At 69.6% G+C, this 21,858-nt stretch carries 21 protein-coding genes and 1 riboswitch; of the genes, 11 read left to right on the top strand and 10 right to left on the bottom strand.

Annotated elements, in window-relative coordinates:
- Window positions 1–29: 29 nt before the first annotated feature.
- Window positions 30–1,682, bottom strand: a complete 1,653-nt coding sequence (locus tag B073_RS0124715; protein ID WP_018540766.1) for an NRAMP family divalent metal transporter — start codon at window positions 1,680–1,682, stop codon at window positions 30–32.
- Window positions 1,683–1,980: 298 nt separating this feature from the next.
- Window positions 1,981–2,154: riboswitch (M-box (ykoK) riboswitch) on the bottom strand.
- Window positions 2,155–2,754: 600 nt separating this feature from the next.
- On the opposite strand from B073_RS0124715, the gene B073_RS0124705 reads away from it, so the two are divergent.
- Both B073_RS0124705 and B073_RS0124700 read left to right on the top strand, forming a co-directional pair.
- The gene (locus B073_RS0124705; protein WP_018540764.1) at window positions 2,755–4,512 is read left to right on the top strand and encodes an ABC transporter permease; all 1,758 of its coding nucleotides are present in this window, start codon (window positions 2,755–2,757) and stop codon (window positions 4,510–4,512) included.
- A 27-nt stretch (window positions 4,513–4,539) separates the two neighbouring features.
- Window positions 4,540–5,925, top strand: a complete 1,386-nt coding sequence (locus tag B073_RS0124700; RefSeq protein WP_018540763.1) for a nitrate/sulfonate/bicarbonate ABC transporter ATP-binding protein — start codon at window positions 4,540–4,542, stop codon at window positions 5,923–5,925.
- A gap of 10 nt (window positions 5,926–5,935) precedes the next feature.
- Here the strand turns inward: B073_RS0124700 and B073_RS0124695 are convergent, their stop codons facing one another.
- The 3 genes from B073_RS0124695 to B073_RS0124685 form a co-directional block, all read right to left on the bottom strand.
- Window positions 5,936–6,358 (bottom strand): ArsR/SmtB family transcription factor, encoded by a 423-nt coding sequence (locus B073_RS0124695; RefSeq protein WP_018540762.1) that lies wholly within the window; start codon window positions 6,356–6,358, stop codon window positions 5,936–5,938.
- 190 nt (window positions 6,359–6,548) lie between these two features.
- Window positions 6,549–7,073, bottom strand: a complete 525-nt coding sequence (locus B073_RS41015) for a lytic transglycosylase domain-containing protein (RefSeq protein ID WP_018540761.1) — start codon at window positions 7,071–7,073, stop codon at window positions 6,549–6,551.
- Window positions 7,074–7,563: 490 nt separating this feature from the next.
- Complete coding sequence (locus B073_RS0124685; protein WP_026247696.1) at window positions 7,564–8,187, bottom strand: TetR/AcrR family transcriptional regulator; 624 nt, start codon at window positions 8,185–8,187, stop codon at window positions 7,564–7,566.
- 85 nt (window positions 8,188–8,272) lie between these two features.
- Here B073_RS0124685 and B073_RS0124680 point away from each other — a divergent pair, with 85 nt between their 5' ends.
- Window positions 8,273–9,028: a class I SAM-dependent methyltransferase gene (locus tag B073_RS0124680; RefSeq protein ID WP_018540759.1), complete on the top strand. Its 756-nt coding sequence runs from the start codon at window positions 8,273–8,275 to the stop codon at window positions 9,026–9,028.
- Window positions 9,029–9,282: 254 nt separating this feature from the next.
- Here B073_RS0124680 and B073_RS0124675 read toward each other — a convergent pair whose 3' ends face one another.
- Window positions 9,283–10,377, bottom strand: a complete 1,095-nt coding sequence (locus tag B073_RS0124675; RefSeq protein ID WP_051094180.1) for a PP2C family protein-serine/threonine phosphatase — start codon at window positions 10,375–10,377, stop codon at window positions 9,283–9,285.
- 1,021 nt (window positions 10,378–11,398) lie between these two features.
- Between B073_RS0124675 and B073_RS48130 the strand changes: the two genes are divergently transcribed.
- Window positions 11,399–12,004 carry a polysaccharide deacetylase family protein gene (locus tag B073_RS48130; protein WP_018540757.1) on the top strand — a complete coding sequence of 202 codons (606 nt, stop codon included), beginning with the start codon at window positions 11,399–11,401 and terminating at the stop codon, window positions 12,002–12,004.
- A gap of 50 nt (window positions 12,005–12,054) precedes the next feature.
- Here B073_RS48130 and B073_RS0124665 read toward each other — a convergent pair whose 3' ends face one another.
- Together B073_RS0124665 and B073_RS0124660 are read right to left on the bottom strand one after the other, a co-directional pair.
- Window positions 12,055–12,489 carry a GNAT family N-acetyltransferase gene (locus tag B073_RS0124665; protein ID WP_018540756.1) on the bottom strand — a complete coding sequence of 145 codons (435 nt, stop codon included), beginning with the start codon at window positions 12,487–12,489 and terminating at the stop codon, window positions 12,055–12,057.
- A 330-nt stretch (window positions 12,490–12,819) separates the two neighbouring features.
- Complete coding sequence (locus B073_RS0124660; RefSeq protein WP_018540755.1) at window positions 12,820–13,086, bottom strand: protealysin inhibitor emfourin; 267 nt, start codon at window positions 13,084–13,086, stop codon at window positions 12,820–12,822.
- Between the two features lie 126 nt (window positions 13,087–13,212).
- On the opposite strand from B073_RS0124660, the gene B073_RS48125 reads away from it, so the two are divergent.
- From B073_RS48125 to B073_RS0124640, 4 genes are all read left to right on the top strand, one after another.
- On the top strand, window positions 13,213–13,413 hold the full coding sequence (locus tag B073_RS48125) for an FAD-dependent monooxygenase (protein ID WP_018540754.1): 201 nt from the start codon (window positions 13,213–13,215) through the stop codon (window positions 13,411–13,413).
- 451 nt (window positions 13,414–13,864) lie between these two features.
- A complete protein-coding gene (locus B073_RS0124650) occupies window positions 13,865–14,662 on the top strand; it encodes a GNAT family N-acetyltransferase (RefSeq protein WP_018540753.1) in 798 nt (265 codons plus the stop codon).
- A gap of 44 nt (window positions 14,663–14,706) precedes the next feature.
- Window positions 14,707–15,666: a threonine ammonia-lyase gene (locus B073_RS0124645; RefSeq protein WP_161195958.1), complete on the top strand. Its 960-nt coding sequence runs from the start codon at window positions 14,707–14,709 to the stop codon at window positions 15,664–15,666.
- 14 nt (window positions 15,667–15,680) lie between these two features.
- Window positions 15,681–16,547, top strand: a complete 867-nt coding sequence (locus B073_RS0124640; protein ID WP_018540751.1) for a TauD/TfdA dioxygenase family protein — start codon at window positions 15,681–15,683, stop codon at window positions 16,545–16,547.
- A gap of 500 nt (window positions 16,548–17,047) precedes the next feature.
- On the opposite strand, the gene B073_RS0124635 is transcribed toward B073_RS0124640, so the two are convergent.
- The 3 genes from B073_RS0124635 to B073_RS46630 all read right to left on the bottom strand — a co-directional run bounded on the left by B073_RS0124635 (window position 17,048) and on the right by B073_RS46630 (window position 19,130).
- A complete protein-coding gene (locus tag B073_RS0124635) occupies window positions 17,048–18,043 on the bottom strand; it encodes a pyridoxal-phosphate dependent enzyme (protein WP_018540750.1) in 996 nt (331 codons plus the stop codon).
- Window positions 18,044–18,188: 145 nt separating this feature from the next.
- Window positions 18,189–18,503, bottom strand: a complete 315-nt coding sequence (locus tag B073_RS41010; protein WP_078508160.1) for a GNAT family N-acetyltransferase — start codon at window positions 18,501–18,503, stop codon at window positions 18,189–18,191.
- 129 nt (window positions 18,504–18,632) lie between these two features.
- Window positions 18,633–19,130 carry an aminoacyl-tRNA deacylase gene (locus tag B073_RS46630; protein ID WP_158690206.1) on the bottom strand — a complete coding sequence of 166 codons (498 nt, stop codon included), beginning with the start codon at window positions 19,128–19,130 and terminating at the stop codon, window positions 18,633–18,635.
- A gap of 39 nt (window positions 19,131–19,169) precedes the next feature.
- On the opposite strand from B073_RS46630, the gene B073_RS41000 reads away from it, so the two are divergent.
- From B073_RS41000 to B073_RS0124610, 3 genes are all read left to right on the top strand, one after another.
- The gene (locus B073_RS41000) at window positions 19,170–19,712 is read left to right on the top strand and encodes a LysR substrate-binding domain-containing protein (RefSeq protein ID WP_158690205.1); all 543 of its coding nucleotides are present in this window, start codon (window positions 19,170–19,172) and stop codon (window positions 19,710–19,712) included.
- Window positions 19,713–19,928: 216 nt separating this feature from the next.
- Window positions 19,929–21,128: a sensor histidine kinase gene (locus tag B073_RS0124615; protein WP_018540747.1), complete on the top strand. Its 1,200-nt coding sequence runs from the start codon at window positions 19,929–19,931 to the stop codon at window positions 21,126–21,128.
- Entirely contained in the window at window positions 21,125–21,784 is a 660-nt protein-coding gene (locus B073_RS0124610) for a response regulator (protein WP_018540746.1), read from the top strand. The genes B073_RS0124615 and B073_RS0124610 overlap by 4 nt, the downstream gene beginning before the upstream one ends.
- The last annotated feature ends 74 nt before the right edge of the window (window positions 21,785–21,858 follow it).

The following is a 21,858-nucleotide window of genomic DNA, read 5'->3' as shown; positions in this document are numbered from 1 at the left end:
GCCCCGCCGCCACCTGATCGGGTGGGCGGTCAGGCGCCCATGGCGAGTTGGACGATGCGGACGATCACCAGGGCCATGGCGACCAGCAGGTAGGTGCGCAGGGCGGTCAGGCCGACCTTGCGGCCGGTGGAGAGGATGGGGGCCGGCAGTTGGTCCAGCGGGGGCATCCGCCAGGTTTCCTTGCCGGTGCGGTCGATGGGCCGGCCGCTGCTGCTCCAGCCCTTGTGTCGCCGGCGCAGTTCGGCGTAGCCGAGGGCGAGCAGGCCGGCGACGCCGCAGATCGCCATGATGTCGAGGATCGCGGCGGAGGTGATGTCGGGGAAGAGGACGGCGGCGGTCAGGATGACGGAGAGGGTGACGAGGACGGCGACCACGAAGGAGGTGAAGACGTTCATGGCCTTGCCGTTGGCCCAAGGGCCCAGTACGGCTCGGTCGTTGCAGAGCAGGAGCAGGAAGACCGAGGCGGAGGGCAGCAGGACGCCGGCGAGGGTCTGGACGCCTTCGGTGAGCAGGCCCAGCGGGGAGCCGGGGATGATCACGATGATCGCGGCGGTGAGGACGAGGCCGGCGAAGACGGCGTAGAAGCCCTTGGCGCCCTTGATGCCGCGGTGCAGGGAGTGCTTCAGGCCCAGGACATCGCCGAGCGCGTAGGCGGTGGACAGCGACACCGCAGAGGCGCCGATGATCGAGGCGTCGAGCAGCGCGACGGCGAAGAGCACGCCGGCGGTCTTGCCCGCGTACGCCTCCAGGCCGTGTGCGACGCCCGCCGCGTCGTCGAACTTCCCGAAGCCGCCGGTTCCGGCGAACGCGACCGCGGTGAAGCCCATCATCGCCGCGGCGCCGATGACCACGATGACGATGCCGAGCCACAGGTCGGCCTTTTCGTAGCGCATGAAGCGCGGGGTGATGCGTTTGTCGATGACGTAGGACTGCTGGAAGAAGAGCTGCCAGGGTGCCACGGTCGTGCCGACGATCGCGATGATCAGCAGCATGACGTCGGAGAGCTGGGAGTGGGCCGGCAGGCCGGGGACGAGGAAGTCGTGCGCCATCTGCGAGGTGGCGGGGTGGGCGATGAAGTAGATCGGGATCAGCAGCAGGGAGCCCAGGCACAGCAGGACCGCGGTGCGTTCGAAGCGGCGGAAGGAACCGGTGGAGGCGGCGACGATGACCACCGCGGCGGCGACCAGCACGCCGGCGGTCCTCGGCAGTCCGAGGTAGCCGACGGCGAGGGTGACGCCGATGAACTCGGTGACGATGGTCAGCGCGTTGAGCAGGAACAGGTCGATGACCGAGAAGGCGCCCCAGAACTTCCCGAACCGCTCCAGGATGAGCCGGGCGTGCCCCACCCCGGTGACGGCGCCCAGCCGGAGCACCATCTCCTGGTTGACGTACAGGACCGGGACGAGCAGCAGCAGGGTCCACAGCAGGCGGGTGCCGTAGTTCTGGCCGGCCTGGCCGTAGGTGCCGAAGGCGCCGGCGTCGTTGTCGCCGACCATCACGATCAGGCCGGGGCCGATGATCGCGAGGAGGGTCTTGAGCTTCGCGGACAGGCCGTGGCGCGGGGCGGTGTCGTCCTGCTTGATGGTGCCCAGGGCGCCGTGGATGTCGCCGACGTGGGCGTTGTCGAGGACGGCGGCGCGCGGTGCCGGAGTGGTCGGTTCGGTGAGCGTGGTGTCGGTCATGGAAGGACCTCCCGTTCCCCCATGGGGGGAGGTTTTGGGCGTGCGGGGGCAACCGGTCGGCCTCAGTGCGCAGGCCGGCGGCCCGCGGCGGCGGCAGGCCGCACGGGTGCCGGCGCGGGGGCGCGAGGAGCGCGCCGAGGGTGGTTACCGCATGCCGGGACGGAGCAGGGTCAGGCGGAGGTGGGGCCTACTGTGGCCCGGACCATGAGGACCGCGGTCCATGTCTCTCGCCTCCTCCCGGCCGGGGCGCGCGGGGGCGCCGTACGACTCGGCAAGGAGCGGACCGGCCCACCGGGCCGGTTCACCCCAACTCGTCAGAGCTTTGGCACTGCACGGCGTAATCCCCTACGGGGGAAGCCNCTTGGGGTCACCCCTTGGGCCGGGGAGACCTGTCCTGACCCTGGGCGTCTCTCGACGTCGTGGGGTCAGTGGCCTGTGTCCGTTGCAGACGCCTCACCGAACGAGGTGCCTTCTGCAAACGCCTCAGAGTCTGCACCTACTTGCACATAGACGCAACTAGAGGCGATGCCCGATGCGCCTGACGACGATGGACGCCTCGACGCCCGCCTCGCCCTCGCAGCAGTTCAGCCTGCACTCCTCCACATATGTGCACGTATGCGCAATTAGCACCAAGAGTGCAGCCATGCCGACACCGCGCTTATTTGCGCATGGATGCAATAAGCGGCAGACTGCTCGCGGCGCACGTCCCGCCGCACGTCGGGTGCGGCAGCCGACAGGTGCCGTGGAACAGCGTCACGGAACGGAGGCAGCCATGGGTCAAGACCCCCTCAGTCCCCGCTGTCTCACCGGCAGCCACTGACGCATCCGCCGCGTCCCCCGCTCTCCCCGGCGTCCCCCGGCAGCCGCGGCCGAGCCCGCAGCGCCTCGCCCGTTCGTCTCGACGCCGCCGCACGAGCCGTGGCACGTCCCCGCGGCAGGCGTCCTGCGTCCTTCCCCTGTCTGTTTTCTCCCACACCGGGCCGGAAATCCGCCCCGTACCCGCACCATGGCCGTCCGCCACGGTCGCGGTGCGGGCGGTGCCGGGGCCACAGTGTGGTCGGAGGTTGATGTGATGTCGTCGTTCCCCACACGCCCGGAGGTCGTGCGGGCCTCCCTGCCCTCCCGGGTCGCCGGCCGGATGTCACGGATGAGCTGGGTGGACGTGGTGGTCGCCGCCGCCGTGCTGGTCCTGCTGTACGCCACCCTGCGGGTGGGCCAGGGCACCACGGTCCGCTTCGCCACCGGCCAGAACGTCCACGTCGACACCGACCCCGGCCGACTGCCCTACGACGCCGCGCGCAGCCTGCTGCGGATGTTCGTCGCGCTCGCGGCCTCGACGGTCTTCACCTTCGTCTACGCCTACGCCGCCGCGCGCAGCCGCCGACTGGAGCGGATCCTCATCCCGGCCCTGGACATCCTCCAGTCCGTGCCGGTGCTGGGCTTCCTCACCGTCGCGGTGACCGGGTTCATCGCCCTGTTCCCCGGCTCGATGCTGGGCCTGGAGTGCGCGTCGATCTTCGCGATCTTCACCTCGCAGGCGTGGAACATGACCTTCGGCTTCTACCACTCCCTCACCTCCCTCCCGCGCGAACTGGACGAGCTCTCCCGCTCGTTCCGCTTCACCCGCTGGATGCGCTTCTGGAAGGTGGAACTGCCGGCGGGGGCGATCGGGCTGGTGTGGAACGGGATGATGAGCTTCGGCGGCGGCTGGTTCTTCCTCGTCGCCTCCGAGGCCATCAGCGTCAACAACCGCGACTACGCGCTGCCCGGCGTCGGCTCCTACGCCGGTGCGGCCATCGCCGACGGCGACCTGGGCAAGGTCGGCTGGGCGATCGTCACCATGGCCGTCATGGTCATCGGCGTGAACTTCCTGTTCTGGCGCCCGCTGACGGCCTGGGTGGAGAAGTTCAAGAACGAGCAGTCCGAGGCGAGCGAGGTCCAGCGCTCCCACGTCCTGGACTTCCTGCGCCGCTCCCACTGGCCCGCGCTGGCCGGACGCCTGCTGCGGCCCGTGGGGCGGGGACTGGCCCGGGCTGGCCGGATCTTCGGCATCGACGACCGGCCGCTGCTCACCGACCGACGCCGGCAGCGCACCGGCGACATCACCTTCGCCGTCGTGGCCGGCGGCATGATCCTGTGGGGCTTGATCGACCTCATCGGCTACCTGCGCGACCGTACCGGGCTCGGGGTCTTCGGCGCCCCCCTGCTGCTGGGGCTGGCGACCCTCGCCCGGGTGGTCGTGGTGGTCGTCGGCGCCACGCTGGTCTGGGTCCCCATCGGGGTCCGGATCGGCTTCTCCCCCAAACTGACGCGTATCGCCCAGCCGTTGGTCCAGATCCTGGCGAGCTTCCCGGCCAACTTCCTCTTCCCGCTCGCCGTCTGGTTCTTCCTCAAGACCGGACTGTCCCTCGATGTCGGCGGCGTCCTGCTGATGGCGCTGGGCGCCCAGTGGTACATCCTCTTCAACACCATCGCCGGTGCCATGTCCATCCCCACCGACCTCCGCGAAGCCATGGACGACCTCGGCATCCACGGCTGGCAACGCTGGCGGCGGCTGATCCTGCCCGGCATCTTCCCCTCGTACGTCACCGGCGGCATCACCGCCTCCGGCGGCGCCTGGAACGCCTCGATCGTCTCCGAGATCGTTCCGTTCGGCGCCACCACCCTCACCGCCACCGGCCTGGGCGCCTACATCTCCCACGCCACCGCCCACGGCGACTTCCCGCACCTGATCGCCGGCGTCGCCGTGATGAGCCTGTACGTCGTCGGCCTCAACCGCCTCTTCTGGCGCCGCCTGTACCGCCTGGCCGAAACCCGCTACGCCGCCTGACCGCCGCCCGACAGCCTTGGAGCCCTCATGGTCCTCAGCGCCCTCCGCAACCTCCGCACCCGCCGGACCGCCGGCACCCCGCAGACGCACCGGTCCCGTCCGGCCGACGGCACCGTCCTGCTGTCCACCCAGGCCCTGACCAAGTCCTACGCCGGCGCCGACGGCGAACTCCCGGTCCTCACCGGCATCGACTTCACCGTCCGCGCCGGGGAGATCGTCGCCCTGCTCGGCAAGTCCGGCTCCGGCAAGTCCACCCTGCTGCGCTGCCTGGCCGGCCTCATCCCGCCCAGCAGCGGCACCGTGGCCTACCGCGGCACACCGCTGACCGGCGCCAACCCCGGCACCGCCATGGTCTTCCAGACGTTCGCCCTGCTGCCCTGGCTCACCGTCCAGCAGAACGTCGAAATCGGCCTCGAAGCCCGCGGCGTCCCCACCGACCAGCGCGCCAAGGCCGCCCTCCAGGCCATCGACCTCATCGGCCTCGACGGCTTCGAATCCGCCTACCCCAAGGAACTCTCCGGCGGCATGCGCCAGCGCGTCGGGTTCGCCCGCGCCCTCGTCGTCGAACCCGACGTGCTGATGATGGACGAACCCTTCTCCGCCCTCGACGTCCTCACCGCCGAGAACCTCCGCGGCGAACTGCTGGAACTGTGGGAGTCGGGCCAGTTCCCCACCCGCGCCGTCGTCCTGGTCACCCACAACATCGAAGAGGCCGTCCTGATGGCCGACCGCATCGTCGTCCTCGGCTCCCGCCCCGGCACCATCCGCGAGACCTTCGACGTCACGCTCGACCGCCCCCGCGACCGCGACGCGGCCGCCTTCGAGGACCTCATCGACCGCGTCTACCGCACCATGACCGGCCGCCCCAAGGAGTCCCGCCTCCCCGGCCGCACCGAGACCATGGAACGGGAGAAGCGCACCTACGCCAACACCCCGCTGCCCACCACCAGCGTCGACGCCCTCGCCGGCCTCGCCGAAATGGTCGACCACCGGGGAGGCCGCTGCGATCTCGCCGACCTCGCCGAAGAACTCGGCCTGGAGATCGACGACATCCTGCCCCTCGTCGACGCCCTCGACCTCCTCGGCCTGGCCGGGATCAGCCAGGACGACCTCGTCCTCACCGAACGCGGCACCGCCTTCGCCGACGCCGACGTCCAGCAGTCCAAGGCGATCTTCGCCCCCGCCGCACTGGAGATCCCCCTGGTCAAACTGATCACCACCAGCCTGCGGCAGAACCCGAACCGCACCCTGCGCGCCGGCTTCTTCCGCGACCTGCTAGCCCACCACTACACCAGCGAACAGATCGACCAGCAGCTGGACACCGCCACCGACTGGGGCCGCTACGCCGAGCTGTACTCCTACGACGCCGACCCCCAGGAGTACCGCCTCGACGAAGCCGGCACCCCGCGGTGAGCCGCGGCCGCTACTCCGCCGTCGCGGGCCGCCGGGCCCGCACCCGGCGACCGGTCGCCCGCGCCGGCTGCTCCTGCGCCACCGCGGCCGCCTCCTCCTGCCCGCTCACCAGCCCGGCGCCCTCCGGCGGCGGCGCCGATGCCACCAGCGACGCCTCCTCCAGCAGCCCTCGCACATGCGGGCCGGCCACCCGGTAGTAGATCCGCGTGCCCTCCCGCCGCGTGACCACCAGCCCCGCCGTGCGGAGCTTCGCCAGGTGCTGCGAGACCGCGGCCACGTGCGCGCCCACCATCTCCGCCAAGCTGCCGACCGGATACTCCTGCCGGCTCAGCGCCCACAACAGCCGGTACCGCGTCGGATCGGCCACCGCCTTCAGCACCGCGATCGCCCGTTCGGCCCCGGCTGCGTCCCACGCCTCAACTTGCGCTCCCATGCAAATACCCTAACCCCCCGCACCGCCGCGCAAACGGCCCACCGGCAGCACACCCGCCGCGGTGGACGCGGGCTGAGACCGGTGAACGTGGTCGTCCAGGACGGCCCCGAGACCGTGATCACGTCATCGTCGATGCCCACCACCGTGTAGGTGGCCTTGAGCCCCTCCGTGAGAAAGGTCCCGTGCCTCGTCAGTTGCCCGAAGGGCTGGGTGACGCGCCGATCTGCTGGGCGTAGGTCTGGGTGTACTTCGGGATCAGCGCCTCGATCCGGTTGACGTAGTTCTGCGTCTCGGAGATCTGCGGGATGCCGTGGGCCTTGAGCACCGCGCCGGGGCCCGCGTTGTACGCGGCGAGCGCGAGCTGGGTGGGGTCGCCGGGGACGCCCTTGACCTGCTTGAACAGGTGGCACATATAGGCGCCCTGGGCCGGGATGGCGTCGGCCGGGTTCCATACGTCGGCTTTGCCGTCGCCGGTGTAGTCCTTGCCCCACTCCGCCCAGGTCGACGGGTGGAACTGCGCGATGCCCTGGGCTTGACCGGAGTCCGCCTGCGGATTCCAGTGGCTCTCCGCGTCGAGTTGCGCGGCCAGCAACGGAACGCTCAACTCCGGGCAGGTCTTGGTGGCCGACTGAACGGTCGCAAGGTACTGACGGGGAATAGTGGGCAGCGTGGGCGGCCGGGTCAGCCACCAGACGACGCCGAGGGCGGCGACCATGAGCACGGCTCCGACCGCCAGGCCCGCCCGACGCCCTCGGCGGCCGGGGCGCCTGTTCCCCCTCGCCGCCGGAGCAGCGCGGTACGCCGTGGCGGGTGGAGACACCTCCCAAGAGGGACGTGCGGGCTGCTGACCTTGTCGCCCCACCCGGCCGCTGCCCGTCGCTCCTGCTTGCTGTCCTTGCATGTGCCCAGTCCGTCCGGTCGGTTCATCCGGTTGATGTGTCGATGACCGGTGAGACGCGTGGGACTCCACGACAGTTGCAAGATCACGCAACCGAGCAAGGCTCTATGGGGATTGCCACACAAGGGAACCGACCGCGACTGCCCACCGCGGATACCGCCACCGAGCCCTCACCGCGGTCGTCCCACCTTCCGACCCGGCAGCACCCAGGCCAACGCCCTCCCGATCACCGGCGCGGCGATGCGGAGTTCACCGAACGATCCCGGTGCCGACCCGCCTCGTCCCGCGCCCGGACAGGCTCGCCTCTTCAGCCGCTTCCGTCCCGCTCCTGCTCCTTCTCCTCCCCCGACGTGGCCGTCCGACGGAGCACGGTGTCGATGATGAGGTCGAGCTCCCGCGAGCTCGGTGGCTCGCCGGTGAGCAGGAAGGTCTGGAGTATCAGAGCGGGACCGGTGCGTGCGGCCAGCGGGTGCGCGACCTCGGGGCCGTACTCGCCGCTGCGCACACCCTCGCGCAGGATGGCTTCGATGCGCTCAAGTCGCGGCGCAATGATCTCGCCGGCGAATACGGCGCGCAGGTGCGGCTCGCGCAGCAGGTCGCCGATGAACTCGATACCTGGTACGAGAGTCCTGCCGGCCAGCACATCGCTGAAGGCGGCGAGCGCGCCGGCGAGGTTCTCCCGGGCCGAGTGCTCCGGGTCCGGCTCGGGCAGCGGGGGCAGAGCGTAGCGCAGGGCGTCCAGAACCAGGGGCTGCTTGCCGGACCAACGCCGGTAGAGCGCCGCCTTGCCTGTGCCGGCACGGGCGGCGATGCCTTCCATGGTGAGTTGGCCGTAGCCGTTCGCGGCCCACTCGTCGAGCGTCGCCACGTAGATCGCGTGCTCCAGTTCCGCACCTCGGCGGCGGCGTCCAGGTGTTGCGCTCTCTGCCATGAGCCCAACAGTAGACGGCAGCGTTCCTTCCTGCCTACACTCCCTTTAGTGAACAACCCCGTCTACTAGAAGAGGTGAGGGTTGGATGGCCGATCTGCATCCTGCGCATGACGACCAGGGCAGCCGGGAGGCGGCACTGGATTTCGAGGCGATGTACCAAGGGCACGAGATCTCCTTCGGAGCGGACGACCGCCAGTCGGACCTGATCCCGTGGGAACTGAACGCTCCCCAACCGCTGATCGTCGAGTTGGAAGCCGCGGGCGAGATCACCGGCCCGGTGCTGGAATGCGGCTGCGGACTCGGGGACAACGCCTTGTTCCTGGCCGGCCGCGGCTACGAGGTGACCGCCTTCGACGCCGCACCCTCCGCGATCGAGCGCAGCCGGGCCAAGGCCGCCGCCATCGACAGTCCGGTGACCTTCACCGTCGCGGACGCGACGGAACTGCACGGCATCGGCGTGGCAGGGGGTTTCCGCACCGTCGTCGACAGCGCCATGCTGCACTGCCTGGACGCCGACCAGCGGCGGGCGTACCTCGCTGGTCTGCGTCGGGTGTGCGCGCCCGGTGCGAGGCTTCATGCCCTGTGCTTCCGCGGAGAGTTGGCCGCCCGTCTGAAGATGCCGGCCGACATGGACGAACGCAGCCTGCGCGACGCTTTCCGCAACGACTGGACGATCCGGCGCATGGAACCCCGTCACTACACCACCGGTTTGACCCGGCAGGCATGGCAGAGCTTGGCGCCCGCCGTATCGGGCACCTCGGAGCGGGACGACACCGCGACCGTCGACCAACACGGCAGAGTACTACTGCCGTTCTGGCAGATCACCGCTGAACTGACCTGACCGGCCCGAGCCGAGCAGCGGGGACTTTCTCGACATACCGGAGCAAGCACTCCGCCACCGGTCCGCGGCCCTGTCCTGTGCAACTCGTGCACAAAGGCCCACCCGGCGGGCGGACGCCCGGCTCAAGCGGGACGGCCCCGGCTGCCTCCTGATGGAGCGGACGCCGTGCTGTTCGCGTAGGCGGTCCCCGCTTTCCTGCGGAGCAGGGCCAGGACTACGTCGAGCACACATCACCTGGCGCGATCTGGGCGGGCTCACTCCGAGGGTTCACGCAGGCGCACTGCGAGGGCGGCGATGTCGTCGTCCAGTCGTCCTCTGCTGTAGGCGAGGAGTTCGTGGTGAAGAGCCGCGAGCAGTTCGTGGGGCTGCGTCGGGGGCTGTCGGCGCATCCAGGCCGCCAGTGGGAAGAACTCACCGTCGCGAGCGCGGGCCTCGGCGATCCCGTCGGTATAGAGAAAAAGCAGGTCACCGGGGCCGAAGTCGAAGGTGTCGACGGTGTAGTGATCGCCGATCAGCTCCGCGAGGTTGAGCAGTGGCGAAGGGGTGGTGGGCTCGAGGGCACGGAGTTCCCCGCGGTTCAGAAGCAGCGGCGGGGGATGTCCGCAGTTGAGGATCTCGACCCGCCTGCCCTCATGCGGGATCTCGACGAGAAGGGCGGTGGCGAAGCGCTCCATCGACCCCTCAGGGGGAAAAGCCGCGTTGTAGCGGGTGCTGCTGGCGTCCAGCCGGCGCGCGACGCTGATCAGGTCGGCCTCGCCATAGGCCGCCTCCCGGAAGGAGTTGACGATCGCCGCGGCCGCCCCCACTGCCGGCAGGCCCTTGCCCCGCACATCACCGATGAGCAACCTGACCCCGTATCGCGTGTCGGCCACCTCGTAGAAGTCCCCACCGATACGGGCCTCCGCCTCGGCCGCGAGATACAGCGACTCGATCTCGACGCGCCCGTAGCGGCGCGGCATCGGACTCAGCACCACCTGCTGCGCCGCGTCGGCGACGAGCCGCACCTGGAAGAGGGTCCGCTCCCGCTGGAGCCGGACATGGCTTCCGTATGCGGCCGCCACGGTGACCGCGATGATCCCCGCAGCCGTCCACCACGTCCCCAGGCCGGGGAACACGATGCTGAGGCCGATCATCAGAAAGAGGCAGACCGTGCCCAGCAGGACGGTGGGGAGTACCGGCCACATAGCGGCGGCGAGGGCCGGCGCCGCGGGCAGGAGGCGACTGAAGGCCATTTCCGGAGGAGTGGCGTACGCCAGGCTGGCGATGACGACGGTCAGGATGACCGGCGACAGCCGTACAAACCCCCACCGGCTGTGGCGACGGAGCCGCGGCCGTCCAGACTCGATCACACTGCACAGAATATCTACACAAGGGGGACAAAGCGCTCTGACGGATCGGAGTCGGCCGGCCGCACTGGGTCGGTTCGCCGACCTCAGCCGTGACCGAGCACCTTAAGGGCATCCCGCTCCTGCGGGCCGGATACCCGCTCACCCTCCACGCCACCACAGCCACACCGCCTCACTGGTGCCCCGCCCCCACCCCCGCCCGCACCGCATCACACCAGCGAGACGGACGCGGGAGCCGCTGGCCCACGAAGCAAGATCGCGGCGAATCTGCGCGTTGGCGCCGACCCCGCGTGCAGTGATCTCCGTCCGCCTTCACCCGACGCGCCGGGCGCTGCAGAGCATGCCCGGCGCCCGCGACGGTGTGATCGCACAGGGAAAGCCGCCCCAAAATCTCAGGACGACAGCCCTGCTCTGCATCACCGCAGGCCCGAACGGGATGCAGGTCACACAGCGAGCCCCTGGGCTGCGACTCCGGATTCCTCTACCGTTATCGACATAGCACACAAAACGGACCATTAGCGTCTTATGCGTCACAAAGAGTGGCGAACCAGGAGTAGGCGCAGCAGCCACCGGATCCGTCACCGGGACCTCAAACCCACGACGACGACCACGCAGCCGGCTCCCCCACTCCTGCCGTGTGCGACATACCATCACCCGTCACCGCTGAACAGGCATGCCCGCCGGGGCGCCGTTGGAGGGACCTGCTGTGGCATTGGCCAGTGCGAAGAAGGCGGCAGTCACCGTTGCGGTGGCGGTCACCGGAGCCACCCTTGCGGCATACGGAGCGTATGCGGCCCAGACGTCGTCGGCAGCCGGGCAGCCGTCCACCTCAGCTCCCCGACCCATTGCCCGGTCCATCGTCGCCACCGGCTCGGCCTCCCCTTCCCCGCCTCCGTCGCACAGCGCGTCGTCCTCGTTGCCCGCCGCCCCCTCTTCCTCTCACGCCGCCCAGTCCTCGTCGACCGCTGCCGGGCCGAGTGACCCGGGCAGCGCTTCGGCCGCCGGCTTGTCGAATGGTTTCACGGTGAGCAACGCGCTCCAGTTCGCCACGCAGGACGGCGGCAAATCCGTCGCGCTGACCTTCGACGACGGCCCGGACCCGCGCTGGACGCCGAAGGTACTGGCGCTGCTGGCCCAGCACCATGCCAAGGCCACGTTCTGCGAGATCGGCCCGAACGCGCAGCACCACCCCGACCTCACCAAGGCGATAGTCGCCGCCGGTGACCGGCTGTGCGACCACTCCGTACACCACAACGAGCGGCAGAGCAGCATGCCGCTGGACTACAACATCCACGAGATAGCCGACGCCCAGCGGCAGATATCCGACGCGGCCGGCCCCGGGGCCAAGCTCTGGTACTACCGGGCACCCGGCGGTGACTTCAAACCCGTCATTCGCGACATCGCCGCTCAGCACGGGCTCCGGCCGATCGCCTGGAGCGACGACTCCGACGACTGGAAGCGACCCGGCGTCGCCGGCATCCTGCAGAACATCAACCGCAACCTGCACCCGGGCTCGATCATCCTGATGCACGACGGCGGCGGCGACCGATCGCAGACCATCACAGCTCTCGCCAAGCTGCTGGACCAGCTCGACTCCCAGGGCTACACCTACAGCTTCCCGGCCCGCTGAGCCCCGCCCGTGAGCCTGTTGGGTCTGTGGCGGCCTACCCCCGGCTTCGGTCATCCCTCTGCATTCAAAACCATGAATTTCTCGGGGTTCGGGACAGGGACGAAACCAGCCTTCGCGTAGACCTCGTGCGCGTCGAGCGTCGAGAGGAGCACACGCTTGAGCCGATAGGGGGCGAGGTGGTCGCGAACCGCTTCTGCAAGCCAGGTACCGAGTCCTTTGCCGCGGTGCGCGGGTGCAACGTAGACGTCGCACAGCCAAGCAAAGGTTGTGCGGTCGGTGACCACGCGCGCGTAGGCGACCTGGCTACCGGAGGCGTCGTAGACGGCGAAGTTCAGTGACCCGCGCACCGACTCTTCGACTGATTCCCGAGTGCGCCCCAGAGCCCAGAACGCATCGGTCGACAACCATTGGTGCACCTGCGCCACATCGAGGCGGTCCGGGTCCATGGAGAGCCCGTATCCATCGTTCCTGCTGCTGGTGATCATGCAGCGGCAGCGTAACCATGAAGCTTGGAAAAACCAAGTGATCGCCCGAAGGTGAAGTCATCCGCCGGACGACCCCTACGGCGAACAACAGTCGGCGACGAACAACGGCTGCCAACGGTACGGCCGGCCGGCTCCAGCCCGGGACCGGGTTCGCCGGGGATGTTCTACAGGTCCCCTGAGGCTCCCAATTCACGGCTGTGCACCTGGAGTTGATCGATGCTTCGACGCAGTCCGCGCCGTCGCACTCCTGGAGTTGACGCCCTGAGCACACCGGGGTGTGCCGTCGTCAGGGAACGCCAGGGAACGGTCCCACATGCCTTGGAAGTGGGGTCACGCGCCTTCGTGGAGCACCGTGCGGACCAGCTCGCGCTGGTCCTCGGTGAGGTGCGGGTCCGCGAGATGGATCTTGCGGTTGTCGGCCGTGATCTCGTAGTGGAAGCCGTCGGGAACACCGCGAGCGGGGGAGTCGCGGCCCGGGGCCAGGGCGCGGTGCGCCAGGGCCTCGAGATGCGTGGCGTCGGGCCGGCCGGAGGTGTCCAGCTCGGCCCGACGCTCGATGCCGGCGAACCCACCGGTACGGGTGATGACGATCCGCATGCCACCATTGTTGCCCGGTACGGACCGGGTTACGAGACGGAGACCCCACCTGGGCCCATGCCTTGTGCACCGCCCGGGTCTCGGCGCCTGCCGCCCTCCCCCAGAAGGAGAAGGAGGCTCGACTCCATGAGCCAGGCCCGCCTCGATCGCTGGTCGAACGGGCGGGTGGCGCTCGTCGGCGATGCGGGCTACTGCCCTTCACCACGCTCCGGCCAGGGCACCAGCATGGCCCTTGTCGACGCCTACGTGCTCGTGAGCCAACTCGCCGACAGCCACGGCGACCACCGCGTGGCCTACGCCCACTACCAGCAGGAGATGCAGGGCTAAGTCGGCAAGAACCAGCAGATCGCGCGGGACAAGGCCCAAGGCAGGACGGTCACGCCCGCCGACCTCGCCCGCGCGGCCAACGCCATCGCCCTCGGCGGCCTCCCCGACCGCGGCTGACAGCGACTGACGGCGAATTCCTCCTGAACGGCAACCGACTGGCGAACCTGCTTGAAGGAAGCGGGCCGACGGAGTGCGTGGGGTCCGACGGGATGGAACACCTGCCTGGGCCACGGGCACCTCACACCCTCACCGCCGCCGTGGCGCTTCACCCACCGACGCGTTGCCCCTCCGATTTCCCCCTAAGCCCCCTCGACCCCCCTAAGTGCCGCTTTACCCCCCTAACTTGAGCCACCAGGCATATCGCGGGGCCTTGAAGATCCTAGGATCGAACCTCTGTGCGTACGGCCCGCCTCGTTTCCGAAACCCGTGGAGAGCCTCCGATGGAGAACCTATGAGCGCCGCCCCGCCAGTCCCCGGCTTGGACCGGACGCAGCTGGTCGAAGTGGCCGCAGCCGACCTACCGCGTCTTGTCCCGCTGTTCGACCCCGACCATCCCAACCTGGCCTTCGTCCACGCGGTCGTCGACGGAGCCATCCCGGGCAGGGCCTGGGCGCACTTCCAGAACGACGTGCCGGTGTCCTGTCTGGTCGCCACCACTGCGCCGTTCTGCCTGGCCGCCGGGGCCATGACCCCCGCATTCTTCACTCAGGCCAAGGCACTGCTCGCCGGGCACGGCGAGGTACAGCTCGTCTATCCACCGGGCCCTGGCACCGGTGCCTGGGCGAAGCAGGCCGGCTTCGCTGCCGGTCGGCGAGTCCATTTCACCCGCACCCATTTCGCCTTCATCGCCCCCGCGCCGGCCGTCCCCGACGGCTACGCTCTGGTGCGGATCGACGGGGAGACGTTCTCCCGCCTCGATTCCCCGATGGCGCGGAGCATTTTCGGTACGCGTGCCCAGTACGCCGAAAAGGCGGTCGGCTTCGCCTTGGTCAAGGACGGCCAAGTGGCGGCAGACGGACACGGCGTCATCGGCGGCGGGCTGATCGAGCTCGGCGCCAACACCCACCCCGACCACCGCCGCAAGGGCCTGGCGTTCGTGGTCCTCGCCGCGGTCAGCCGGTGGGGCAGCGGACAGGGCCTGCGCTCCGTCATTACGTGTCACGCGGGCAAGACGCCGAGCATCGCGCTGGCCCGGAAGCTCGGCCTGACCGAGGAATTATCCTACCCGATAGCGAAAGCCACATGCTGAAACCCCATTTATCCGAGGCCATTTCACCCGCCTCGGTACGGCGCATGCGCGAACTCATCGACCCGCATATTCGCCGTACGCCGCTGTTGCAGGCGAATGCCCCGAGCCCGGTGGACATTCACCTGAAGTGCGAGAACCTTCAGATCACCAATTCCTTCAAGGCCCGCGGTGCGCTCAGTGCGCTGCATGCGTACCGGCGGTTCCGTCCAGAGGTATGGACCCGGATCGTCCGCGAAGGCGTCGTGACGGGCAGCTCGGGAAATTTCGCGCAGGGCCTGGCGCACGTGACGTCGGAGCTGGATCTGGCGTACACGGTGGTGGTGCCGGATTCGATTCCGGAGGCAAAGCGGTCGCAGATCCTGGCGTACAACCCCAGGACGCAGATCGTTGCCGTCCCGTACGCGATCTGGCGTCGCACCATGGTCTCCTCCTCCTTCCCCGACCTGCCGGGTTTTTTCCTCTCCTCGGAGAGTGATCCATACGTCTCGCTGGGCATCGCCACGATCGGAATGGAGATCCAGGACGATCTGCCGAACGTGGACGCGGTGCTGGCGCCGTACGGCGGCGGGAACCTCGCCTACAGCCTGGCGACCTACTTGAAGGTCCCCGTCTACGCCGTGGAAATCAGCACCGGAGCCCCCCTGTCCGCATCTTTGCGCGCGGGCCGCCCCACGGAAGTGCAGTACGAGCGCTCATTCGTGGACGGCATCGGCGCGAGTTTCGTCATTCCAGCACAATTCGAGCGGCTGAAGGACAAGTTGGCCGGGGTGTTCACGGTGACTCCGCAGGAAGTCGCGGAGGCGCTGTCGTCGCTGGCCTTCGACGACAAAATCGTCTGCGAGGGCGCAGGAGCCGCGGCGTACGCAGCCGCGCTGAAGCACTCCGCCTCGTACGGCTGGCGCAATCCCGTGGCCGTCGTCAGCGGCGGCGTCATCGATCCCGACGTCCTGCTGCACACTCTGTCCACCACCGGTCAGCCGCTGACCATGCCCATTTCGCAGTGAGGAGCAGTATCACCATGAGCAAAAGCCTGCCCGTCGTCGAGCCGGTAAGCCCCGCCATCGGGGCTCGGGTCACGGGTCTCGATTTGTCGCAGGAGCTTTCCGACGAGGCGTGGAAGACGGTCCAGGACGCCTTCCACCAGTACAACATCCTGGTCTTTCCGGGACAGGGCATCTCGGTCGAGCAGCAGAAGACGTTCACCGCGCGATTCGGGCCGCTCCTGACGCACAGTCACTTACTGCCGATGACCGTTGAGGGCCATCCCGAGGTGATGGTGCTCCACAACAACGAGCAGAAGCCGCCGGGGCTGAACGACTGGCACACCGACAACAGCGGCTGGGCCGAACCCCCGCTCGGCACGGCCCTCTACGCCAAGATCACGCCCAAGGTCGGCGGGGACACCCTCTACGGCAACATGTACCTGGCGTACGAGGCGCTGTCGGCGCCCATGCAGGAGCTGCTGCTCCAGCTGACCGCGACGCACGACGTGCGCAAGGCGTTCGGCCCGGACTACGGCAACCTCCAGAGGTCGCTGCGCAAGAAGGGCATCGACCCGGACCAGCAGTTCGGGGACCAGGAACCTGTGGAGCACCCGCTGATCCGTACGCACCCCGAGACGGGGCGCCGGGCGCTGTACATCTCCAACCCGTACGTGACGCGGATCAACGGCGTGACCGAGTCCGAGAGCCGAGCACTGCTGGCCTTCCTCTGCCGCCACATCGAGACCAACGAGCTGATCTACCGGCACCGTTGGACCCAGGGCGACCTGGTGATCTGGGACAACCGCTGCACTCAGCACCTCGCGGTCGCGGACTACTTCCCGCACGAGCGCCTGATGCACCGCATCAACATCGCGGGAGAGAAGCCCTTCCTGAAGCTCTGACCACCTCCCCCCTCCCCCACCCGCCACGTCGCGCCCCCACCCCACGCAGGGGCGCGACGTGGCCGGGGCTACGAGAGAGCCTCGTCAGGGCACCAGCGGCCAGGTGCCGGTCGGACGAGGTTCAGGATCGGTGTCGAGCTGTCCTGTGGAGGTGGATACCTCGAACGACAACAACAGCGGGCGGATGACTGCGGCCGAGGCGAGAGTTGGGGTGCAGTCACAGGACGGTACGAGGTGCCTGCGCCTTCGCTCATGACCGACCGTTTACCGGCCTCCCGTTTCGGGTGTGCGTCGCGGAAAAGTTGTCGTGCCAGGCAGCCTGGGCTCCCGAATCCCCGATGCGGTAGGTCTGCACGACCGCACCGGCCCCCAGCACCAGCGACAGCACAGGGCATCGCTCGCGGCCCTGTCCCCAAACGCAGTCCTGGAGCCATGGGGTCATGGGTCAGGCTTTGACAGGGACACCGGAGGCAGCCTCATATTGCCTGGCACCGCTCCCCTTACCTGTCGGCTGGGAAGTCGTCGCCGATCTGCTCGCGGAGCCATTCGTCGTCGTACACCTTGCTCAGATAGTTGCGGCCGGAGTCCGGAAGCACCACGACCACCAGGTCGTCCGGACCGAGCCCGGCGGCGACCCGGAGCGCCGCGGCCACCGCGGTCCCGGCCGATGCACCGACCAGCAGCCCCTCTTCACGAGCCAGTCGGCGGGCGGTCAGCAGCGAGTCGCGGTCGCTGACCCGCTCGAACCGGTCCACCACATCGGTGTGGAACGACTCCGGCCAGGAGTCGTCCACGGTCTCCGGATGACGGAACAGGCCGATGCTCTCCACTGCGTACGCGGTGCCGGGGCCGCCCGAGTAGACGGACGCCTCCGGGTCGGCGCCGATCACCCGTACTCGGCCGCCGCTGACCTCCTTGAGGTAGCCGCCGGAGCCGCTGATCGTGCCGCCGGTGCCGATGCCCGCCACCAGATGCGTGATCCGGCCCTCGGTCTGGCGCCACAGCTCCGGGCCCGTACCGCCATGGTGCGCCTGGGGGTTGGCGGGATTGTTGTACTGGTCGGCCAGCCACGCACCGGGAGTGGTTCGGGCGATCCGCTCGCCCGCCGACCTGGGGTGGTCGGGGTGCTCGCGGGGCACGTCGCCGGGGCAGACCACCACCTCGGCACCGTAGGCGCGCAACACCGCCACCTTCTCGGCGCTGCTCTTCTCCGGCAGGGTGAACACACAGCGGTAGCCGCGCTGGGCCGCCACCATGGCCAGCCCCACGCCGGTGTTGCCCGAGGTGGTCTCCACAATGGTGCCGCCCGGCCGCAGCAGCCCGGCGTCCTCGGCGGCCCGCACCATGGACAGCGCGATGCGGTCCTTGACGCTCCCGCCCGGGTTGACGTACTCCAACTTCGCGTAGACAGGCGCGGAAAGGCCCGCGGTGATCCGGTTGAGCCGTACCAACGGGGTGTTGCCGACCACGTCGACAAGGGATTCGTAGACGTCCATCGCAGCAGTCTGCCGGAAGGCCCGAAGCCGGAAGGCGACTCCCGGCCTTCGACGTCGAATGCATCGGGCAGGCGGTGTTGGCGGCCGCAATCCACGGAAGGCGGTTCTTGTCGGTCGTCAAGGCGGCGGCCCAGCAGCTCTTCGGTCACGTCGTGGGCCACTTGAAATATGCCGCGGTTTCGTGGAACCCCAGATCTCGATAGAAGTCGGCCGCCCTGCGGGTCGGTACGGTCACCTCGACGTCCTGTGCCTCGCGGGCCCTTGCCTGCGCGGCCCGGATCAGCGCGGAGCCCGTGCCGCGGCCACGCTCGGGCGTGTCCACGGTGAGTTCCAGCAGTTCGAGGATCGGTCCGCCGGCGAAAAGGGTCGGCATGCGCAGCGCGAGCAGGTAGCCGACCACGCGGAAGTCCTGCTCGGCGACCAGGAACTCGGCTTTGCCGTCTGCGGCGGCCTTGGTGATCGTTGGGCCGACACAGCCGGGGGAAGGTGACGTCGTCGAAGACCGCTCGTTCGGGCTGGTAGCTCGTCACGAAGCCGCTGAGCAGACGGTAGATGTCAGCGGCGTCCGCGGGTGTGGCGTCGCGGATGGTCATGCCGGCTCGTCCGCAGGGACGTCGGCGATCGGGGCCGTTTTGGCCGCCGGAACAGCGGCCAGGAGATGCGCCGCTTCGATCTCGATACTGCTGTCGGGCCGACCGCTGCCGCAGTGCACATGGCCGAGGCTGCTGACCGTCTCATCGAACACCACCACCGCAGCCCCGTCCGCGGACACCGGGCACACCCCGCCCGGCCGCATCCCCGCCCGCGCCAGCCGCCCGGCGTCGGCGGGGGAAAGGTCGGTGCGGCGGAGTCCGGCCGCGCGGGCGAGGGCGCCGTACCGCAGCCGTGAGTGGCCGGGCAGGGCCGCCAGCAGGAGGCGGTCCTCGGGGGTGACGAATGCCAAGGTCTTTACGGTCCGTTCCAGCGGAACGCCCAACGCGGCGCACACCTCTACGGGGGTGATCACATCAGGGTGCTCATGCAGCCGAAAGGAGATGCCGAGCGCGGCGAGGACCTCCGGCGGACCAAGGGGAGCGGGAGCATTCATCTCGCCGAGATTACCGCGATTACCGCGCGTGGGCGGGAGTTGATCCCCCGTTGCGGAGCGGCAGCGGACGCCAAGTGCTCCACGCTCGGCTCGGAGCGGATCGCTCTCGACGGCGTCCCGGGTGTGTGCCAGGGCGTACCGCAGTCCGTGCCGGCCGCAGCGGAGCACGTCATCACGCTCGGCCGACAGGTGCGGCTCGCCTACGAGCGGGTCGACGCCCAGCTCCACGGGGATCTGCTGCGCGCGGGCACCCTGGCCTTCGGCATCCTGCGCATGCCCGTGGACACCTCGGGCCTCCAGCTGTGCACGGTCAACGACGAGCCGCTCGGCATCGTCCTGCACGGCCGCCATCCGCTCGCCGGCCGACCGGCACTGACCTGGACCGAACTGCGCGGTCAGCGATTGCTGTGGTTTCCGTCGGATCGCGCGCCCGGCTGCGCGGCCGCCGTCCTGACACGCCTAGCGCGGATGGGCCCCGGACACGGTTCCCGACGACCACGGCAGCCATATGCTGTTCCGTCACCCGCTCATCGGCGAGGGCAATCTGGTCGCTCTTCGGCCCCGGAGCAGCTCGGCCGGTGATCCGGAGCTCGTCCGGCGCCCGGTCGGCCCGGAACCACCGCGTGAACGTCTGGTGCCGGCCGCGGCTGCCGACATCCCCTGGGGCCGGCAACTGGCGGCGAGGAGCACGGCGGCTCCGCCCACGCAGTAGCACGGCGTCGAACTCTCCGCCAGGTCCTGGCCGTGTGGTTGCTCGCGGTCATCGGCGTTGACTGCGCCGCCGGATAGGGTCGGGGCGTGGAGCACAGCAGTAGGCAGCCGGACGGCGATGCATTCGCCGGGGAGGCGTGGGGCGAGCCGTCGCGCCGGTCGGTTCGGGCGCTGTGGTGGGGGTCCGGCGGTCTGGTGCTCGTCGTCCTCGGTACCTCGGTGCTGATCGCTGGTGCGGAGCGCGGCTGGCGACTGCCCGTGGCCCTGGCCCTGGTTCTCGCGCAGGTCTGTGCCCTGAGGTGGCTGGTGCGCGCGCCGCTCGCCGTACTGGCCGTGAATGCGGCGACGGGGCTCGCGGTGTGGGCGCTGCTGTCTGCGGTGTCCTTGACGGGGGCGCTGCTCGCGGGGCAGGTCGCGTTGTGTGTGCTGTCTGCCATCAGGCCGCGGCGGATGTCGGTGTGGGCGCTCGCGGCGATGTGTCTGCCGGCGCCGCTGGCGTTCGGGGCGGGTGGTCCGGCGGGCCTGGCGGCCTATCTGCTGATGGTGGTCCTGGCGTGGACCGCGGGGCAGTGGCGCAGGGCGCAGCAGGATCGGACGAGGGCGGAGATGCGCCGGGCGGTGGTGGAGGAGCGCGCGCGGATCGCCCGCGAGGTGCACGACGTGGTGGCGCACACCCTGTCGGTGATGGTCGTTCAGGCGGGCGCGGCCGACGACGTGTTCACCGAGCGGCCCGAGCAGGCCCGTCAGGCGCTGCGGGCCATCGAGACCGGCGCCCGTTCGGCGCTCGGCGAACTGCGTCTGCTGTTGCGTGCGTTCCGGCCCGATGCCGGTGAGCGCGAGGCTGGCGAGGACGAGGCCGGCGAGCAACGGGAGCCCGGGCCCTCACTTGCGCGCCTGGACCAGCTGGTCGACACCGTGCGTGCGACCGGGATGACCGTGCATGTGCAACGGGAGGGCGTCACCGACGGGCTGCCGGCCGCGGTGGACCTGGCGGCGTACCGGATCGTTCAGGAGGCCCTGACCAACGCGCTGCGCCATGCGGTCGGTGCTGACGAGGTGCGTGTGCGAGTGCGTGTGCTCGTGGCGGCCGGAGGGAAGTTTCTGGAGGTCACGGTGGTGGACAACGGGCGCACCAGGCAGGGCGGTTCGGCCGCGGTGGGAGCGGGGCGCGGTCTGGTGGGGATGCGGGAGCGTGCACGGCTCGTGGGCGGCAGTCTGCGCGCCGGTCCGCTGTCCGGAGGCGGGTTCGAGGTGGCGGCGCGGCTGCCGGTGGAGGGCGCGTCATGACGCTGCGCGTGGTGGTGGCCGACGACCAGACTCTGGTCCGTACCGGATTCCGCATGATCATCGACGCCCGGGACGACCTTGAGGTGGTCGGTGAGGCGTCCGACGGCCAGGAGGCGGTGCGGTTGACGCGGGAGCTGGCGCCCGACGTGGTGCTGATGGACGTACGCATGCCTGTCGTGGACGGCATCGAGGCGACCCGGCAGATCGCCGAGTGCGGCAGTCGGGCCCGGGTGCTCGTGCTGACCACCTGGGATGTGGACGCGCACGTGGTCGACGCCCTGCGGGCCGGGGCGAGTGGCTTCCTGCTCAAGGACATCCGTCCCGCCGAACTCGTCGACGCGATCCGTCTCACCGCGCGCGGTGACGCGCTGCTGGCGCCGACCGTGCTGCGGCGCGTCCTCGACCGGTTCCTGCGGACCACGCCGGACCCGGCCCCGCCGCCCTCCCTCAAGGATCTTTCCGGCCGTGAGCGGGAGGTGCTCACCCTGATCGGGCAGGCGCTGTCGAACGCGGAGATCGCCGAGCGGCTGCGCCTGTCCGAGGCCACGGTCAAGAACCATGTCACCGCGGTGCTGCGCAAACTAGGTCTGCGCGACCGCGTCCAGGCGGTCGTCGCCGCCTACGACCACGGCCTCGTGCGGCCGCGCCGCCCCTGACGGCCCCCCTCCTCCTCAGGGAGGAGACGGGGCGGCGGTCCTCCTGTGTTCCCAGTGCCGGTCCGTTCCCCAGG

It is taken from the genome of Streptomyces sp. MspMP-M5, assembly GCF_000373585.1.
Classification (GTDB): domain Bacteria; phylum Actinomycetota; class Actinomycetes; order Streptomycetales; family Streptomycetaceae; genus Streptomyces.
This window is presented reverse-complemented; position numbering and strand designations above follow the sequence as displayed.

Excerpts from the sequence above, each read along its gene's own strand:
- B073_RS0124715 (WP_018540766.1), bottom strand. The coding sequence starts at position 1,682 with ATGACCGACACCACGCTCACCGAACCGACCACTCCGGCACCGCGCGCC.
- B073_RS0124705 (WP_018540764.1), top strand. The coding sequence starts at position 2,755 with ATGTCGTCGTTCCCCACACGCCCGGAGGTCGTGCGGGCCTCCCTGCCC.
- B073_RS0124700 (WP_018540763.1), top strand. The coding sequence starts at position 4,540 with ATGGTCCTCAGCGCCCTCCGCAACCTCCGCACCCGCCGGACCGCCGGC.
- B073_RS0124695 (WP_018540762.1), bottom strand. The coding sequence starts at position 6,358 with ATGGGAGCGCAAGTTGAGGCGTGGGACGCAGCCGGGGCCGAACGGGCG.
- B073_RS41015 (WP_018540761.1), bottom strand. The coding sequence starts at position 7,073 with ATGGTCGCCGCCCTCGGCGTCGTCTGGTGGCTGACCCGGCCGCCCACG.
- B073_RS0124685 (WP_026247696.1), bottom strand. The coding sequence starts at position 8,187 with ATGGCAGAGAGCGCAACACCTGGACGCCGCCGCCGAGGTGCGGAACTG.
- B073_RS0124680 (WP_018540759.1), top strand. The coding sequence starts at position 8,273 with ATGGCCGATCTGCATCCTGCGCATGACGACCAGGGCAGCCGGGAGGCG.
- B073_RS0124665 (WP_018540756.1), bottom strand. The coding sequence starts at position 12,489 with ATGATCACCAGCAGCAGGAACGATGGATACGGGCTCTCCATGGACCCG.
- B073_RS0124660 (WP_018540755.1), bottom strand. The coding sequence starts at position 13,086 with ATGCGGATCGTCATCACCCGTACCGGTGGGTTCGCCGGCATCGAGCGT.
- B073_RS48125 (WP_018540754.1), top strand. The coding sequence starts at position 13,213 with ATGAGCCAGGCCCGCCTCGATCGCTGGTCGAACGGGCGGGTGGCGCTC.
- B073_RS0124650 (WP_018540753.1), top strand. The coding sequence starts at position 13,865 with ATGAGCGCCGCCCCGCCAGTCCCCGGCTTGGACCGGACGCAGCTGGTC.
- B073_RS0124645 (WP_161195958.1), top strand. The coding sequence starts at position 14,707 with ATGCGCGAACTCATCGACCCGCATATTCGCCGTACGCCGCTGTTGCAG.
- B073_RS0124640 (WP_018540751.1), top strand. The coding sequence starts at position 15,681 with ATGAGCAAAAGCCTGCCCGTCGTCGAGCCGGTAAGCCCCGCCATCGGG.
- B073_RS0124635 (WP_018540750.1), bottom strand. The coding sequence starts at position 18,043 with ATGGACGTCTACGAATCCCTTGTCGACGTGGTCGGCAACACCCCGTTG.
- B073_RS46630 (WP_158690206.1), bottom strand. The coding sequence starts at position 19,130 with ATGAATGCTCCCGCTCCCCTTGGTCCGCCGGAGGTCCTCGCCGCGCTC.
- B073_RS0124610 (WP_018540746.1), top strand. The coding sequence starts at position 21,125 with ATGACGCTGCGCGTGGTGGTGGCCGACGACCAGACTCTGGTCCGTACC.